Below are 16,612 nucleotides of genomic sequence, written 5' to 3'. Positions count from 1 at the left end.
CAGCAGCCTCGGGTCTCAGTTGTAGGGGGTGCGGGCCCGAAACCGATCTGGCATGCTGGCCGCGGCCTCCCAGGCGCGACCTGTGGACGAGCCCAGGAGACCAGCCGGGCCGCGCGGATCGCGGCTTCGTGGAATGGAGGTCTTATGGCGACCAAGAAAGCAGCCGCGCTGCGCACGGCGCAGATCCTTCTGGACAAGAAGGGCTCGACCCGCGCGGTTCGGGTGTCCCATCCAGGCAAGCTCACGCCAGCGGAGATCGGCGAGATCAACAAAGTGCTGATCAACGACGTCATCAAGAAACTGACCGGTTGCGCGTGCCTGTCCGGCACGATCGATGTGATCTGGGAGAAGAACTTCGACTCCGTCCTGGAAGTCGGTCTCGGCCAGACCTGAGCGGGCCTACGGCATGGTCCGTTCCGCTCCAATGGTGGGGCTGCTGTACAACCCGGCAGTGCCCATCGTCCTGGATGCCCTCGGTCCGCGGGTCGACTTCATCGAAGTCATCCCGGACCGGTTTTGGTACGACTTCGGACAGCAGGCGGATCACCGGTTCTGCCTTGCCCGCGAGGCCGAGGCGGAGTTGCGCCGATACGCGCGCAACCGGCGCGTGATCGGCCACGGCATCGGCCTGTCACTGCCCAGCGCAATGCCGCTCGACGAGGCACTGCTCGAGCGGGTCGTTGCGATGCACGAGGACCTGCAGTTCGACTGGTACAGCGAGCACATGAGCATGTTCCTCGTGCCTGGCCGCAGCGTGCCCGATGCGCAGGCCGGGATGGGCCTGCCGGTACCGTTCGACCACGAAGTGCTTGAGATCGTCGGCGCCAAGGCGAGGATCCTGCAGCAGGCGCTCGGACGGCAGATCCTGCTGGAGAACGGCACGATCTTCTCGGCGGTCCCCGATCCGGAGATGAGCGAGCCGGACTTCTTCAACCGGCTGCATGCGGACTACGGCTGCGGCATGCTGCTGGACCTGCACAACCTCTACGCCAACACGCTGAACCTCGGCATCTCGGCCGAGGACTACCTGTCGCGGCTGGATCCGCGGATCGTCGTCGAGATCCACCTGGCCGGCGGCGACTGGCTCAAAGGCCACTACACCGATTCGCACTCGCGCCCGACGCCACCGGACGTATGGACGCTCGCCGATGAATGGGCCCCGCGATTCCCCAACCTGCGGGCGTTGACCTACGAGTACCACGAGTCTTATCACAAGCGGCTCGGCGTCGACGGGGTGGCTCAGGAGATCGACCGCATGCGCGAGCTGTCGGCGCGTATTGCCGCAGAGCCGGCCGTCGAGGTGGCGTGATGCTGGCGGAGTTCCAGCGCGCGCTCGCGGACCTGACGGCGTCGCCCGACCTGTGCCGCGAAGTGCGGGCAAATCCCGCCGTGCTGAGCCAGCGCTACGACATCACCGAGCGCGAGTGGCGGCGGCTGGATTCGATCGCCGCGAGCAAAGGCATGGAGGCGAACTGCATCCTGTACCGCGCCAACCGGCTCGCGCCGGTGGCGCTCAACCTGCCGCGCACCTGCGAGCTGGTGCGCGAAGAACTGCCCGAGCTGCTGTCGCGCTACTGGGCCACCGAGCCGACCACCGACGTGCATTTTCTGGTCGAGGCGGACCGCTTCTGCCGCTTCCTGCGCGAGCACGCCGTGCTGCCCGACGCGGCGCTTGCGGCGCTGCAGGAAGAGCATGCCGAGGTTGCCGCGCGGCTCGAGGCCACGCGCCTCGTCGCCACCGGTTCCTGAGCGGGCGGACCGCTTTTCTGCAGGGCAATTTGCTATGCCGGAAAGGCTTGCAGCGGCTCGCCTTTCGCGCTGGCCATTGCGGGCGTGCGCGCAACGTTCATCACCCAGTTGACCATCGTGAAATAGCCGATGAGCGTGGTGAGTTCCACCACAACCTGCTCGCCGAACGTCGCGAGCGCTGCGGCGTAGGTTGGGTCGCTCACGCCGTGCGTGTGCAGCAGCTCGTGGGTGAAGTCCAGGGCCAGCTCTTCGTCGGCTTGCAGGCCCTTGGGGCGAGCCCCCAGCCGCAAGGACTCCACTGCATCGGCGTTGACGCCCGCCTGCACGGCCAGCGGCGCGTGCATCAGCCACTCAAACTGGTTGCCCTCGTGGCGTGCGGTGGCGCAAATGACGAGCTCGCGCACGCGCGCATCGATGGCGCTGCCGAAGCGAAGGAACTCGCCGACCTTCGCGACACGATCCAGCAAGTCCGGGCTGCGCAGCAGTGGCAGGAAGGGGCCATAGACGCCTTTGCGCGGGCCGTCGATGAGGGCCTGTGCCGCCGCGCGCTGCGCATCGTTCATCGCGTCGGCAGCAGGCATGGGCAGGCGCTCGCGAGCGTGCGCGGCGAAACCTTGTTCAGTGGGCATGGGCAATCTCCGTTGACGGGCGAGGGGCGCGCGACTCGCGCAAGAGCCACACGGCGGTGGCGAAGAGCGACGCTGCCGCGACCTGCAACGCGATGTCAAGACCGTTCACACGCAGCGATGGGACGTGCAGCAGCAGGGCCGATGCGACGGGGCCGGCAATCTGCCCGATGGCAAACGCCGCAGTCATGCGGCCGACCGCGCTGCGCGGGTCGCCCTGGGTGCGAGCGCGCGCGACCTGCACACCTGCCAGCGTGACGATCATGAAGGTGCCACCCACCAGCAGCGCCGACAGCAGGATGACGAAGCCATTCGTCCACAGGCTGGGCAGCAGTGTCCCGACTCCCATCAACGCCTGGCAGACCGCCCACACTTCGACGTGCGGCCGCCGCTGCAGCCACCGGCCGGCGACGAGGGTGGAGACGGCGGCGATGCCACCAAACACCGGCCACGCCAGGCCGAACGTGGCGGGGTCGTCCACCAAATTGCGCGCGAGCACGGGCAGGAAGGTGGCCGGCAGGATGTAGCCGAAGCCCATGACGCCGTAGCAGAACATGAGGCCCCACGAAACACCGGAGGCAGCCCCGGGTGCGGCTGGGGCCGCTGGAGCCGCCGGTGCAGGCGCCGGCGGCTGGATTCGGCGCAGCACGAACACGACGGGCAGCGACAGCACCAGCGCCAGCAGCGCAAGCTGCAGCCACAGGGCGGACGCTGCAACATTGGCCATGCCGGCCACCCACCCGTGCAACCCGGCGAGCGCGATGCCCGAACCGACCCCGGCATAGACCCAGCTGGCCGCTTGCGGTTTGCCCGCCTGACCCAAGGCGCCGAGGCACCACACGGCGGTCGCGACGAACACCCAGGCAGAAGCCGCACCTGCAAGGAAGCGCCATGCTCCCCACCCCCACGCGCCCGGCCACGCCATGGCCGCCGTGAGCACGACTGTCAGCACCAGGCCCAACAGCGCGAGCTGGGTGGCGCGCCCCGGTAGCTTGCGGGCGGTCAGCGCGCCCGCGAGGTAGCCGAGATAGTTGGCGGCCGCGATCCAGCCGCCGTCTGCCACGTCGAGCTGGCCCTCGCGAATCATCAGCGGCAGCACCGGCGTGAAGGCAAAGCGGCCAATGCCCATCGCGACCGCCAGCGACAGCGCGCCCGCGATGCACAACGCGAGGGTCGATGGAGGGCGGGTTGCGGTTGCCATGGCTGTGCAGTAGACCGAGAATCGACGCTGCCCACAAATGAATAATATTGATAAATCATTCTCTCCATGAGAAGCATCGATCTGGACTCGCTGGAGATCTTTCGCGCCGTTGCCCAGGAAGGCGGTGTGATCCGCGCCGCGCAGAAGCTCAACCGCGTGCAGTCGAACGTGACCACGCGCGTGAAGCAGCTCGAGCAGCGTCTGGGCTGCCCGCTGTTCCGCCGGCAGGGCCGTGGGCTGGTGCTGTCGCCCGAGGGCGAGCGGCTGCTGGCCTATGCGCAGCGGCTGTTCCGCTTGGCCGATGAGGCCGAAAGCGAGTTGCGCAGCGGCAAGCCCATGGGCGTGCTGCGCATCGGCTCGCTGGAGAGCACGGCGGGCAGCCGCCTCGCGCCCATCCTGTCGCGCTTCCACACGCAGTACCCCGACGTGGTGGTGGAACTGGCCACCGGCACCACCGGCGCCCTGGTGCATCGCGTGTCCAACTTCGAGCTGGACGCGGCGTTCGTGTCGCAGCCCTTCACGGCGCCCAACCTCAACGCGATGAAGGTGTTCGAGGAAGAGCTGGTGTGCATCACCGCGCGCGGCGTTCCGCCGGTCACGCGCGCGTCGGATCTCGCAGGCATGACCCTGATCGCCTTTGCCGACGGTTGCTCGTACCGCAAGCGCATGCAGGACTGGCTGGGTGCGTCGTCGGTGATGCCCGCGCGCACGCTGGAGTTTTCGTCATACCAGGCGATGGTGGCCTGCGTGGCCGCCGGCACCGGGTTCGCGCTTGTGCCGAAGTCGCTGCTGGAGACGCTCAAATCATCACAAGAGGTGCTGCAGCATGAAGTGCCAGCGAAGGTGCGCAGGAATGTCACGCATCTGGTGTGGCACGGGCTGGCAACCACGGCTCTGACGAAGCTGCAGGAGCTGCTGTGACCCGCTGCAGGCCCCGCATCGAGATTTGATCGACAGCCAAGCAAGCATCAGAGCGGCGGAAAGCGATTCGCCCCTTCCGCGGGTAACTTGACCATGCAAGCAACGAATAACGGGTTGACGAGCCAGCCGTTCAGCCAGGACCGTACCGACGGCAAGTCCAGCGTTGCAAACCATTCCGGGTCCACCGAGGCGAACTGGCGGACGAAGGGCAACAGGGCCAAGTCGGTGGCGCATGGCGTGGCGCCGCCCAGGCAGGGCTCGCTGTGCAGCCGTGCCTCCAGCGGTCGCAGAAGCACATCCAGCGCCCTGTCGCGGTGTGCTTCTGGCGTGAGGGCCTCACACGCGTAGCGCTGGGGGTACTTCCAGCGGTCCAGGTGATGCTTGAAGTCGCCGTCGTTTCGCTGTACGAGGTCAAGGTTTGCAGGCGACTGCGCCCGCACCCACCAGCCCTGCGCATCGGGCGCAGCCAGTGCCCATCGCATGATGTCCCAGCTCTCCTCAATCACGCTGCCATCGGGCAACTGCAGCACCGGTACCGTCGCCTTGGGAGACAAGGCCAGCAGGCTTGCCGGCTTGTCGCGCAAGCTGACCTCCACTGCCTCGAAGACCCGCCCGGCTTGCAGCAGCGCCATCCGTGCGCGCATCGCATAGGGGCAGCGGCGAAAGGTGTAGAGCCGCGGCAACTGCGGATCTGGCGGGGAGAGTGGTGCGTGCGGTGTCAGCGTCGATGCGTGCATGGGCAAGGTCTGTGCGGCTGCACGATCAAGTCAGTTCGGCGTGCGTTTGGCTGCGGCTCAATGAACCCGCAGCACCTCAAACTGCTGTCGGACTGGAGCGACCTGTATTGACACCTCATCGCCCTCGCATTTACCCAGCATGGCCCTGCCCAAAGGGGCCTCGCCGCTGATGACCTGAACGATCTGATCGCCGCTGACCAACTTCATGCTGCCCCCATCCGGGCCGAGAAAGAGCTGTTGCTGCTTGTCGTCGGCATCGACCAGGCAGACCAGCGCGCCGATCTGTATGCCTTTGCTGGCGTCGTAGGGGCTTGGGCGGAATTGGCGCCAATTGGCGATCGCCTGGCGGATGGCTTCGGCGCGACGAGCTTGGCCGGTGGCCAGGTAGGCGGCTTCGAGACCCAATGTGTCGTATTTGTTTTCGGCGATGTTTTCTTCGTGAGTCGCCGTTTCATGCGCCACCCGCGCTGCCTGTTCGGCTTGTAGCAAGTCTTCGGCGAGCCGTTCGAGCACCTGCTGTTGCAGCAAGAATTTATCCATGACAAAAGGTAGGCATCTCGAACAAGCGGGGCTTCTTGATTATGAAGGGCTCCACCAGACCGGCCCCTCAGGCCTTTGGCGCGCGCAGCGCCAACTCCCGTAAGCCGCTCGACCGAAGCCAAGTTTCGACACTCCCTAGAATTCGCCCCCTTTTCCTTCTCCCTGCCCCCTGCTCCATGGACATCGTCGTCAACGAAGAACTCAAGGCTTACATCGACCCGTTGACGCCGGAGGAGCACGAGGCCCTGGAACGCAGCATCCTGGCCGAGGGCTGCCGCGATGCGCTGGTGCTTTGGGGCGATGTGCTGGTGGACGGGCACAACCGCTACGGCATCTGCAGCAAGCATGGGCTGCCTTTCCAGACCGTGCAGAACACGCGCTTCAGGTCCATGGAGGACGTGCACCTGTGGATGATCGACCAGCACCTGGGCCGGCGCAGCATCTCGGATTTCCAGCGCGGTGTGCTGGCACTGCGCAAGCGCGAGATCGTGGCCGAGCGGCGTGCGCGCAGCTCGGCCGCCGAGACGCCTGAACCCGCCACCAGCCACGAGGCCCAGGCACCCGCGCCCGCCCAGGACGGCCTGCAGACGCGCGAGGCGATCGCCAAGGCCGCACGCCTGAGCAGCAACCAGGTGGTGATGATCGAGAAGATCCAGAAGCAGGCCGCGCCCGAGGTGGTGGCGGCGGTGAAGGCCGGCACGATCTCGATCAACGCGGCCGCGGCCGTCGCCACCTTGCCGGCTGATGAGCAGACGGCCGCCGCCGCCGCTGGTGCGCAAGAGCTCAAGCAGGCGGCCAAGCGCGTGCGCGAGACCAAGCGCAAGCCGCCCGCCGCCGACTCGGCAGCGGATGCGGCCGAGCCCGCCGCGCCGGAGCACACGGTGGAGTCCCTGCGCCAGCGTGTCGCGGCGCTCGAGGCCGAGAACGCGGCGTTGCGGCAGGAGCTGGCGGCGCTTCGCTCGGGGCAGTCAGCGTCGAACCCGGCCGCGGCCCATGACGAGGAAACGCCCGCGCCGTTCTGAAGGAAGCCTGGCCACTGCGAGGCGCGCGAACCCCACGTATCCTCTGATCCATGGCACCCCTCCAAGCCCTGCGCCACCGCTGGCAGCTCTGGTGGCAGGCTCGCCAATCGCCCGCCGATACCCACCAGACGACGCAGCGCAACGTCTACATCGTGCCGACCTGGGCCGGCGTGGCCTTCTGCGGCACGCTGGGCGTGCTGCTGCTGGCCAGCATCAATGAGCAGCTCAGCCTGGGCTATGCGCTCACGTTCGCACTGACCGGCGCGGGCCTGGCGTCCATGCACACCACGCACGCCAACCTGCGCGGCCTGCAGATGGACCTGAAGGCCCCGGAAGGCGTGCACGCCGGCGACGAATACGCGCTGGAGCTGCGCTTGCACAACCCCGGTACGGCGCGCTTCGGCATCGCCGTCAGCGCCCAGCTCGACAGCGGCGCCACCGAGCCGGCCTGGATCGACGTGCCCGCCCTGGGCCACGCGGTGATGGAGCTGCGCCTGCCCGCGGAAAAGCGCGGCCTGCGCGAGCTGCCCCGCCTCGTCGTCACCACGCGCTTCCCGCTCGGCTTCTTCCGCGCCTGGAGCTACTGGCGGCCGGCCAGCAAGGTCTGGGTCTACCCACGGCCCGAGGACGTGCTGGCGCCCTTCCCCACCCAGGCGGAGGCCGGCGCCGGCGAAGCGGCTTCAACCCGCCAGTCCTCCAGCGGTACCGATTTCTCCGGCGTGCGCAGCTACCGCCGCGGCGACTCGATGAAGCAGATCCTGTGGCGCAAGTCGGCGCTCGCGCTGGACCAGGGCCTGCCGCTGTGGGTGCGCGAGACCGAGGCACCGCTGGCTCAGGACCTGTGGCTGGACTGGCGCGACACCCAGGGCCGCGACACCGAGGCGCGGCTGTCCCGCCTGGCCGCCTGGGTGCTGGCCGCTGAACGCCTGGGGCAGCCCTATGGCCTGCGCCTGGCCGGCCCGGAGATCGCGCCGTCGCTTGGCGCCGCTCACGCCCGAGCGTGCCTGGAAGCACTCGCGGGGTTCGCCGCATGACTGCTTTCGGAAGTTGGTGGAACCGCCTGCCGCGCGACACGCGCGACAGCTTCTTCCTGCTCGGCGTCATCACCGCCGTCATCGCGCCGCATGCCGATCACCTGCCCTGGTGGAGCATCGCGCTGACCACCCTGGTGCTGACCTGGCGCGGCCTGCTGGCGGCGCGCCAGCGCCCCCTGCCCGGCCGCTGGTGGCTGGCTGCTGTCATCGCCGCCTACACGGGGCTGACCTGGCTGACCTTCCGCACGCTGATCGGCCGCGAGGCCGGCATCACGCTGCTCGTCATGCTGATGGCGCTGAAGACCATGGAGTTGCGCGCCCGCCGCGATGCCTTCGTCGTCTTCTTCCTGGGCTTCTTCCTGGTGCTGACGCAGTTCCTGTACTCGCAGTCGCTGCTGATGGCCGTGTGGTCGCTGGTGTCGCTGTGGGGGCTGCTGGCGGCCGTCGTGCTGGCCCAGATGCCCACCGGGGTGCCCAGCATCGCCATCGCCGCACGGCGTGCCGCCAGCACCACGGCGCTGGGTTTGCCGGTCATGGTGTTGCTCTTCGTGCTGTTCCCGCGTGTGGCGCCGCTGTGGGGCATCCCCACCGAGTCCATCGGCAAGACAGGCTTGTCCAACCAGCTCGAGTTCGGCGCGATGAACGAGATCGCCAACGACGAGAGCATCGCGATGCGGCTCAAGTTCGACGGCCCGCCACCGCCGCCCGACCAGCGCTATTTCCGCGGCCCGGTGCTGACACGCTTCGACGGCAAGACCTGGCGCGCGCCCGACCCTCGTGCCAGCCAGAGCTGGCTGCGCGGCCGCGACGAACTGGCCGCCACCGGCCCGGCCCTGCGCTACGAGATGACGTTGGAGCCGCTGCGCATCCCGGTACTGCCGCTGCTGGAGATGAGCCCGGGAGGCGTTGGCAGCGAACTGCCCCTGACCGACCTGGTGCTCGTGCGCGGCGCTGAGCTGCAATGGCTGTCGCCACGGCCGATCACCGAGCGGCTGCGCTTCAACAGCAGTGCCCACCTGGCCTGGCAGGCCGGCGCGCGTCGCAACCGCCTGCAGCTCGCCACCGACCTTGAACTGCCCGCCGGCAGCAACCCGCGCTCGCGCGCCTGGGCCGCGGAACTGGCCGCCCAGCCGCGCTTTGCCGCCCTGGAGCCCGGCCCGCGCGCGGAAAGCCTTGCTGCCGCACTGCTGGCGCATGTGCGCGACCAAGACTTCACCTACACGCTGGAGCCCGGCCGCTACGGCCGGGACTCGCCCCACGTCATCGACGAGTTCTGGCTGGACCGGCGCCTGGGCTTCTGCGAGCACTTCGCCTCCGCCTTCGTCGTGCTGATGCGAGCCATGGGCGTGCCCGCGCGCATCGTCACCGGCTTCCAGGGCTGGGATGCAGACCTCCAGGACGGCTACTACGTCGTGCGCAACGCCAACGCCCACGCCTGGGCCGAGTACTGGGTCGAAGGCCGCGGCTGGATGCGCAGCGACCCCACCTCCGCCGTCGCACCCAACCGCGTCATCCAGGGCATGGCGCTGCGGCCCGAGCCGGGCGCGCTCGGCCAGTTCAACCCGACGCTGTGGCGGGCCATGCGCGGCGGCTGGGAGACCGTCAACAACCGCTGGCAGCAACTGGTGCTGAACTACTCGCGCGAGAACCAGTTCGACCTGCTCAAGCGCCTGGGCTTCAGCCAGCCCGACTGGACGGCGCTGGGCCAGGCCCTGGCCGGCGTCATCCTGGCGCTGGCGCTGGCCGGCGCGGGCTGGATACGCTGGAGCAGCCGGCCGCATGACGCCTGGAGCCGGCAGCGAGCGCGCATCGCCGCGCAGCTCCAACGCGCGGGTGTCTCGTTGCCTGCCCACGAAAGCCCCGCCGCCTGGGCGCGCGCGCTGCGCCGCCAGCTGGGCCAGAAGGCCGAGCCCGCCGCACAGTGGCTGGAGCAGCTGGAGCGCTCGCGCTACGCCCCTAACGCAGCGGTGCCAGCATGGGGCGAGTTCCGCGCCGCCGCCCGTATGCTGCGCGCGTGAAACCGATTCGCCTCCTCCTTTCCCTGCTCGCGCTCGGCCTGGCTGCTGGAGCCGCTCTGGCGCAACCGACACCGCGCCAGCTGATTGCCCAACTCGGCCTGGACACCCGCGCCAACGACAGCCGCGACTGGACACGGCAGCACGAGGCCGAAATGGACGTGGCCATGCAGCTGTGGCGCCTCATCCTGGCCCGACCCGGCGATCCAAGCCTGCTGGAGACCGACGCCTATGGCCGCACACCGCTGATGGAGGCGGCCGTCAACGGCTATGCCGATGTCGTCGAGAAGCTGCTCACCGACCCTGGCGTGCGGGCCCACGTCAACGACAAGGACCGGTTCGGCGCCACGGCCTGGGCGTTGAGCAAGTTCGCCCGCCCGGCCACGCTGATCGCCTGTCACCCGCAGATGTGGACGCGTGACCGGCTGCCGCTGCTGCGCCCCTACCTGCGGCGCACGGGCTATTTCCGTGAGGCGGGCGGCGGTGTCAGCTTCGAACGCATTGCCCGCAACCTGCTGCAGAGCGGCGCTCGCGCCGACGCGGCCGAAGCCAGGTCGGCCTGGCAGGCGCAATGCCCCGGCAGCGATGCGGCCCTGCTGGAACGGCTGGCGGCCGATGAGGACTTCTCCCGCGCCTTGATGAGCTACACGTTTGAACGCCTGGAACAGTTCAAGCGCGACATGGCCGACACCCCGGCCCGCCTGTCGCCAACACCCCCGCCCGGGCCAGTGCTGGCAGGCACCGAAACGCCCGGCGGCTGGCAGCAACGCTGGCCCAAGGCCTGGATGCCCCGTGCCGACCGCCCTGCGCCCGCAGACCCATCGGCCGCCGTGCAGTGCACTCGCATGGACAAGCCCGACATGCCGGCCGTGCGCTGGACGGGCGCGGCAACCTTCAGGCTCGTGGTCGAGGTGCAGGCTGGCAGACCGGCCGTCATCGACGTCCGCCTGGTCTCGGGCCGCATGGAGCCGCCCATGGAGGCGATGTTCCAGGCCGTCCTGCTGCGCACCCTCGCCAGCTACGAATGCGCAGGCGACCACATCTTCGAGCAAGAGTTCCAATTCAAAGTTCAATGACAGTCCGACTGCGCGCCTGCGCCGCCCTCCTGCTGAGCCTGTGCCTTTGCGTGACCGCGGCCCAGGCCAAACCCCGCCACGCCAAGCCAGCGCCTCCGCCAGAGCCTCTCGGCCAGAGCCCTGCCCTCGTCGCCTTTGCCGACGAACTCGCCGCCGCCCAGGGCTGGGATGCCGCCGCGCTGCGCGAACAACTCGGCCAGGCGCTGGACCTGCCCCGCGTGAAGCAGCTCATCCTGCCCGCGGCGGTGGGCACGGCCAAGAACTGGACGGCCTACCGCGACCGCTTCATCGAGCCCAAGCGGCTGGACGCCGGCCTGGCCTTCTGGGCCGAGCACGAGGCCGCGCTGGCCCGTGCGGAGAGCACCTACGGCGTACCGGCGGAGGTCATCGTCGGCATCATCGGCGTCGAGACCTTCTACGGTCGTGTCACCGGCGGCTTCAAGGTGCTGGACGCGCTGACCACGCTGGCCTTCGACTTCCCCACCGAGCACCCACGCGCGGCCGACCGCCAAGCCTTCTTCCGCAACGAGCTGGCCGAGTTCCTGAAGCTCTGCCGCGAGAACGGCCTGGACGCCGCCGACGTGCGCGGCAGCTACGCCGGTGCCCTGGGCTGGCCGCAGTTCATGCCCGGCAGCTGGCGCAAGCACGCGGTGGACTTCGACGGCGACGGCCACATCGATCTGGTTGCCAGCCCCGTGGACGCCATCGGCAGCGTGGCCCACTACCTGTCCGAGTACGGTTGGAAACCCGGGCAGACCACGCACTACAGCGTGAAGCTGCCCACCGACAAGCGCGAGCGCGCACGGCTGCTGGCGCCCGACATCAAGCCGAGCTTCACGGCCGCCGACCTTGCCGAAGCGGGCGCGCAGGCCTCCGAGGCGGCCCGCGAGCACGACGGCCCCATGGCCGTCATCGAACTGCAGAACGGCCCGAAGAAGCCCACCACCGTGCTGCTGGGCACGCAGAACTTCTGGGTCGTCACGCGCTACAACTGGTCGGCCTATTACGCGCTGGCCGTCGTCGAGCTGGGCCAGGCGGTGAAAGCACGGCGGCTGCAGACGAGATGAGCGGGCTGAGGCCTCGCAAGCGGCCGACGCAGCCGCGCGCCGTCGAGACGGTGGCCTGCATCCTCGAAGCCGCCGCGCAGATCCTCGAAGCCCAGGGCTTCGAGGCCTTCAACACCAACGCCGTGGCCGAGCGCGCCGGCGTCAGCATCGGCTCGCTCTACCAATACTTCCCGGGCAAGGACGCCCTGCTGATCGCGCTGATGCAGCGCGAGAAGGAACGCTTTCGTGACGACGCAAACGCGGCCCTGGCCGAGCCCACGGGCCACGCGGCGCTGCAGCACCTGATCGCCGCCGCCGTGCGCCAGCAGCTCGGCCGCGCAGAGCTGGCCCGCCTGCTGGACCTCGAGGAAGAGAAGCCTGCCACCCGCCAGGCGTTGGAGGGCAAGAGCGGCTTCGTCGAGCTGATCCGGCGCATCCTGCTGATGCCCGGCTTGCCGCCCCAGCCGAACATCGCCCGCGCCGCCGACGACCTCGGCCAGCTCATCCGCGCGCTGACCGACGCAGCCGGCATGCGCGGCGACGGCGACGCCGCGGCGCTGGAAACGCGCATTGCTGCCGCCGTGTTCGGCTATCTCGGTGCCACGCAAATGTGAGCAAGCGCGCTGAGCTGGCCGCTGCGCCCGGGTGAGCGCCCATGCGAGTAGCCTGAAAGCGCGCTGAAACCGACGATGAAGGCTCTGCAAATCCCTTGGAGCCTTCCATGACCACAACACTCGCGCCCATGAAGCTCAACCACCTGAGCTTCCCCTCCCTCGACCCGGCCCAGACCTCGGCCTTCTTCGAGAAATACCTGGGCTTCACGCGCTCGCCCGCCGGGCCGTTCTGGATCCTGAAGCGGCCCGGCTTCGACGTCGTCATCGAGAACGGCAGCGGCATGGCACCGAACTGGCCGCAGACCTTCCACGTCGGCTTCGAGCTGCCGACGCGCGCCGACGTCGAGACGCTCTACGCCGCCATGGCCGCCGACGGCGTGCCGATGGAGACCGAGGTCATCAGCCACGAACGCGGCTCGCGCTTCTTCTGCCGTGCGCCGGGCGGCGTGATGTTCGAGCTGAACACGCGGGCCGACGCGGCCGAGGCCTACCGCGGCAGCTTCGACTGAGGCCTCAGTAGGGGTTGGGCATCAGCGTGCCCGCTTCCACTGAGATGAAGTACGGCGCCACGGTCGGCCAGGTGGCCAGGTTGTACTGGCCGCCCGCCACCCGCTTCTCGACCTGCAGGCTGCGGAAGGTCAGCGGCTTCTTGGCCTGCACCGTCGTCGGCGCGATCGTCGGCTTCAGGAAATAGGCCCGCCCGGTGCGGCCGCCCACGCCGTCGTCATTGCCCATGACCGTGGCGATGTCACCATCGACGACGACGGCCGTCTGTTCATCCACGCCAATGCCGCGCAGCGACTGCCAGCCGGCCCAGCCATCGGCGGACAGGCGGGCCATGAAGCCGACCAGGCGACCCATGCGGTCGCGGGCGACGAGGTGGGCGTCGGTGATGACGCCGGCCATCAACGGCAGCGCGTTCAGGAAGCTGCGATCCAGCGTCATGTTGCGGTCATAGGGGTTGGCCATGGCCTCGGCCGACGAGATCGACTGGTTGGCACCCGAGTAGTCGAACTGGCCCAGCACGGCCAGGCCGGCGCTGGTGCCGCCGAAGGGCACCTTGCGCGCGACGGCAGCCTTGACCGCTGCTTCCAGCGGCGTGCCGGCCCACTGGGCGATGTAGGTGGATTGGTCGCCGCCGGCGATGAAGAGCACGTCGGCACGCGCTACGAGGTCCAGCACCTCGGGCGCACTGGCCCCGGCACGGCTCTTGAGCACGATGGACTCGACCGAATCGACGCCGTCCATCGCCATCAGATAGGCGTTGTAGCCGTCCGCACCCGAGGTGCGCAGCACGACGACATCGACCTTGGCGGCCGTGCCGCCGCGGGCCTTGGCGATCATGGCGCGAAAGGCATCGTCCACATCGATGCCTCCACCCATCAGCACCAGCAGGTTGGTGGCCGGCGGCGGTGGCAGTGAATCGGCGGCGCTGCCACTGCGGAAGAGCTCGTAGTCCCTGCTGGCCGCCGTGGCCTTGGCGCCGCTGCCGGCGCTGCCACCGCCGGCCATGGCAGCCACGCTCACGCAAAGCAGGCCGAGCGAAATGGAACGGCGGGTCCAGACTTGCAAGCGCTTCATGAAATCTCTCCGTTGGGCGGCAGGGGCCCTCGAGCCAGTGTGGCAGGGCCGGCGTCAGAAGGCCAGTTCGGCGTCGGCGGGTGCTTGCTCGCTCAGCGGCGGTCCTTCCATGCCAGCCGTGGCGGGCGCACGATCCTGCCAATAGCGCCTGCGGCTCTCACGCTCGCAGGCCCCCGCTGCGACAGGACTGTCGCTTTGCCAGCGCCAGGCACCGCACGACGGGCTCGCAACCACCTCGATGCCCGCCGCCTGGTAACGCGCCAGCACCGGCGGCGCCGGGTGGCCGAAGCGGCTGCGGTAGCCGGCCTGCACCAGGCCCAAGGAAGGTTTCACTACCGCCAGCAGCTCCGCGCTCGACGAGGTCTTGCTGCCGTGGTGAGGCACCAGCAGCACGTCGGCGTGCAGATCGGGCTCGCGGCGCACCAGCGCCTTTTCCTGCTCGGCCTCCAGGTCACCCGCCAGCAGCGCGCGCCGGCCCGAGGCCGACGTGATGCGCAGCACGCAGGACAGGTCGTTGGACTTGAGACCGGCCTCGAAGTGCGCCGGCATCGGATGCAGCACGTCAAAGCGCACGCCGTCCCAGGTCCAGCCCTGGCCGGCCTCGCAGCGCACAGCCGCAGGGCCCGCACGCAGCAGCGGATGGCCAGGCTCCAGCGAACTGCGCAGTTCGGTCACGGTCAGCGCCTGCATCAGCGTCGCGGCGCCGCCGACATGGTCGCTGTCGCGGTGGCTCAGCATCAACATGTCCAGCCGATGCACGCCCAGCGAGCGCAGCAGCGGCAGCAGCACGCGCTCGCCGGCGTCCGAGCCCGGTGCATAGACGGGGCCGGTGTCAAAGAGCAGCGCATGCCCGCGCGTGCGCACCAGCACCGCGTTGCCCTGGCCAATGTCGGGGGCCAGCAACTCGAACTCGCCGTCGGCCGGCCGCGGCACGGCGGGCCACAGCAGCGGCAGCGTCATCAGCAGGCCCGCCAGCCGCAACCGCCAGGGCAGCCGCATGATGATCAGCACGGCGCCCAGCAGCGCCAGGCCTTGCGACCACAGCGGCGCCGCCGGCAGCCACCACACCGCGCCGGGCAGTGCCGTCAGCAGCTTGAGCCAGGCCATCAGGCCCTGCGTCAGCAGCGCCGCAACCGCCCACAGCGGCGGCAGCAGCCCGCCAAGCAGGGCCAGCGGCGTGATGACGAAGCTGATCAACGGAATGGCCAGCAGGTTGGCCAGCATGCCGACAAGGGAGAGCTGCGCAAAGCAGATCAGGCTCAGCGGCGCGAGGCCGACGGTCGCAATGGCCTGGGTGCGCAAGGCCGCCTTGAGCCGCGCCCACCAGCCCTGCGTGTGCTCGCCGCCGGCCGCCATCAGCAAGCCCACCGCGCCGAAAGACAGCCAGAAGCCGGGTTGCATCAAGGCCCACGGGTCCAAGAGCGTGACGACGACGGCCGCCGCCAGCAGCACCAGCGGCCAGGGCCAGCGCAGGCCCAGGGTCTGCAACCCGGCCACGGCCGCCAGCATGACGACGGTGCGCTGGGCCGGCACACCCCAGCCCGAGAAGAGCGCGTAGCCCAGGGCAGCCAGCACGCCCACCCAGCGCGCCGCCGTCGGCGCCGGCAGGCGCAGGCAGAGCCAGCGGCTGCGCCGCCACAGTGGCGCCACGGCGGCGGCGGCCAGCCAGGCGAACAGCGTCACATGCATGCCCGACACGCTCAGCAGATGCGCCACCGCCGTGTCGCGGAACAGCGCCCAGTCGGCATGCGTGATGGCGTTCTGGTCGCCCAGGCTCAGCGCGGCCAGCACGCCGGCCATGGCGGGGTCGGCCACGCGCTCGTGGATGGCCTTGCGCAGGCGCTGGCGGGCGGCGTCGATCTCCCACCAGGGCGCCGCCTGCAAGCGCTCGGCCGCGCGCACCACGCCGCTGGCACGCAGGCCCTGCTCGAACAGCCACAGCTCGGCGTCGAAGCCGCCCGGGTTGGCCAGGCCGTGCGCGCGCTTGAGCCGGGTCGTGAAGCGCCAGCGCTCGCCGGCGGTGATGGGCGGCGCGCTGCTCGGGAGCTCATAGGCCAGTAGCATCAGCCGCCGCGGAACCTCGGGCGGCAATGCCGTGCCGGTGGGCCCGACGGATTCGACGACGAACTCGAAGCGCCAACCCGGCACGCCACCCTGGCCGGTGACGGCGATGGGCAAGGAATCGACCCGGCCCGTCAACGCCAGATCACGGCCTTCCCACGCAGGGTGCAACTCGGGCGTCATCCGCCATTCGGCACGCAGCGCGGCCTGGCCGAAGGCGAACACCGCGACGCAGCCCGCCAGTGCCAGCCAATGCCGACGCCGCAGCAGCCAGAGCAACCCGAAAGCGGTGAACAGCGCTGCGTACTCGGCGCCGCTCGGCAGCCTCTCGCAGCGATGCAGCAGCGCCAGCCCGGTCAACCAGGCCAGCGCCATCGCCACGAGCTCCC

17 protein-coding genes are annotated in these 16,612 nt (G+C 69.5%); 11 read left to right on the top strand and 6 right to left on the bottom strand.

The window, feature by feature from the left end; all coding sequences use genetic code 11:
* Window positions 1–144 precede the first annotated feature (144 nt).
* The 3 genes from AC07V5_RS17555 to AC07V5_RS17545 are packed head-to-tail and all read left to right on the top strand — an operon-like array spanning window position 145 to window position 1,749.
* The gene (locus AC07V5_RS17555) at window positions 145–393 is read left to right on the top strand and encodes a hypothetical protein (RefSeq protein ID WP_495116961.1); all 249 of its coding nucleotides are present in this window, start codon (window positions 145–147) and stop codon (window positions 391–393) included.
* A gap of 58 nt (window positions 394–451) precedes the next feature.
* Window positions 452–1,309 (top strand): MbnB/TglH/ChrH family RiPP precursor modification enzyme, encoded by an 858-nt coding sequence (locus AC07V5_RS17550; protein ID WP_495116960.1) that lies wholly within the window; start codon window positions 452–454, stop codon window positions 1,307–1,309.
* Window positions 1,309–1,749, top strand: a complete 441-nt coding sequence (locus tag AC07V5_RS17545) for a hypothetical protein (RefSeq protein WP_495116959.1) — start codon at window positions 1,309–1,311, stop codon at window positions 1,747–1,749. The genes AC07V5_RS17550 and AC07V5_RS17545 overlap by 1 nt, the downstream gene beginning before the upstream one ends.
* A gap of 32 nt (window positions 1,750–1,781) precedes the next feature.
* On the opposite strand, the gene AC07V5_RS17540 is transcribed toward AC07V5_RS17545, so the two are convergent.
* On the bottom strand, window positions 1,782–2,378 hold the full coding sequence (locus tag AC07V5_RS17540; RefSeq protein ID WP_495116958.1) for a carboxymuconolactone decarboxylase family protein: 597 nt from the start codon (window positions 2,376–2,378) through the stop codon (window positions 1,782–1,784).
* Window positions 2,368–3,576: a YbfB/YjiJ family MFS transporter gene (locus AC07V5_RS17535; protein ID WP_495116957.1), complete on the bottom strand. Its 1,209-nt coding sequence runs from the start codon at window positions 3,574–3,576 to the stop codon at window positions 2,368–2,370. Before AC07V5_RS17535 ends, AC07V5_RS17540 begins: the two co-directional genes overlap by 11 nt.
* A gap of 66 nt (window positions 3,577–3,642) precedes the next feature.
* Between AC07V5_RS17535 and AC07V5_RS17530 the strand changes: the two genes are divergently transcribed.
* Window positions 3,643–4,497, top strand: a complete 855-nt coding sequence (locus tag AC07V5_RS17530) for a LysR family transcriptional regulator (protein ID WP_495116956.1) — start codon at window positions 3,643–3,645, stop codon at window positions 4,495–4,497.
* Between the two features lie 47 nt (window positions 4,498–4,544).
* Here the strand turns inward: AC07V5_RS17530 and AC07V5_RS17525 are convergent, their stop codons facing one another.
* Together AC07V5_RS17525 and AC07V5_RS17520 are read right to left on the bottom strand one after the other, a co-directional pair.
* The gene (locus AC07V5_RS17525; RefSeq protein ID WP_495116955.1) at window positions 4,545–5,234 is read right to left on the bottom strand and encodes a glutathione S-transferase; all 690 of its coding nucleotides are present in this window, start codon (window positions 5,232–5,234) and stop codon (window positions 4,545–4,547) included.
* Window positions 5,235–5,291: 57 nt separating this feature from the next.
* Window positions 5,292–5,774 (bottom strand): GreA/GreB family elongation factor, encoded by a 483-nt coding sequence (locus AC07V5_RS17520; RefSeq protein ID WP_495116954.1) that lies wholly within the window; start codon window positions 5,772–5,774, stop codon window positions 5,292–5,294.
* Window positions 5,775–5,950: 176 nt separating this feature from the next.
* Here AC07V5_RS17520 and AC07V5_RS17515 point away from each other — a divergent pair, with 176 nt between their 5' ends.
* From AC07V5_RS17515 to AC07V5_RS17485, 7 genes are all read left to right on the top strand, one after another.
* Window positions 5,951–6,796: a ParB N-terminal domain-containing protein gene (locus AC07V5_RS17515; RefSeq protein WP_495116953.1), complete on the top strand. Its 846-nt coding sequence runs from the start codon at window positions 5,951–5,953 to the stop codon at window positions 6,794–6,796.
* A 50-nt stretch (window positions 6,797–6,846) separates the two neighbouring features.
* On the top strand, window positions 6,847–7,830 hold the full coding sequence (locus tag AC07V5_RS17510) for a DUF58 domain-containing protein (RefSeq protein WP_495116952.1): 984 nt from the start codon (window positions 6,847–6,849) through the stop codon (window positions 7,828–7,830).
* On the top strand, window positions 7,827–9,848 hold the full coding sequence (locus AC07V5_RS17505; RefSeq protein ID WP_495116951.1) for a transglutaminase TgpA family protein: 2,022 nt from the start codon (window positions 7,827–7,829) through the stop codon (window positions 9,846–9,848). The genes AC07V5_RS17510 and AC07V5_RS17505 overlap by 4 nt, the downstream gene beginning before the upstream one ends.
* On the top strand, window positions 9,845–10,921 hold the full coding sequence (locus AC07V5_RS17500) for a hypothetical protein (RefSeq protein WP_495116950.1): 1,077 nt from the start codon (window positions 9,845–9,847) through the stop codon (window positions 10,919–10,921). Before AC07V5_RS17505 ends, AC07V5_RS17500 begins: the two co-directional genes overlap by 4 nt.
* Window positions 10,918–11,988, top strand: coding sequence for a lytic murein transglycosylase B (gene mltB / locus AC07V5_RS17495; protein WP_495116949.1), 1,071 nt, complete (start codon window positions 10,918–10,920; stop codon window positions 11,986–11,988). The genes AC07V5_RS17500 and mltB overlap by 4 nt, the downstream gene beginning before the upstream one ends.
* Entirely contained in the window at window positions 11,985–12,581 is a 597-nt protein-coding gene (locus AC07V5_RS17490) for a TetR/AcrR family transcriptional regulator (RefSeq protein ID WP_495116948.1), read from the top strand. The genes mltB and AC07V5_RS17490 overlap by 4 nt, the downstream gene beginning before the upstream one ends.
* A gap of 107 nt (window positions 12,582–12,688) precedes the next feature.
* Window positions 12,689–13,090, top strand: coding sequence for a VOC family protein (locus AC07V5_RS17485; RefSeq protein WP_495116947.1), 402 nt, complete (start codon window positions 12,689–12,691; stop codon window positions 13,088–13,090).
* A 4-nt stretch (window positions 13,091–13,094) separates the two neighbouring features.
* Here AC07V5_RS17485 and AC07V5_RS17480 read toward each other — a convergent pair whose 3' ends face one another.
* Together AC07V5_RS17480 and AC07V5_RS17475 are read right to left on the bottom strand one after the other, a co-directional pair.
* Window positions 13,095–14,162: a cyanophycinase gene (locus AC07V5_RS17480; protein WP_495116946.1), complete on the bottom strand. Its 1,068-nt coding sequence runs from the start codon at window positions 14,160–14,162 to the stop codon at window positions 13,095–13,097.
* A gap of 54 nt (window positions 14,163–14,216) precedes the next feature.
* On the bottom strand, window positions 14,217–16,598 hold the full coding sequence (locus AC07V5_RS17475) for a DNA internalization-related competence protein ComEC/Rec2 (protein WP_495116945.1): 2,382 nt from the start codon (window positions 16,596–16,598) through the stop codon (window positions 14,217–14,219).
* Window positions 16,599–16,612: the final 14 nt, after the last annotated feature.

This window comes from Roseateles sp. GW821-FHT02E12, from assembly GCF_059421665.1.
This window is presented reverse-complemented; position numbering and strand designations above follow the sequence as displayed.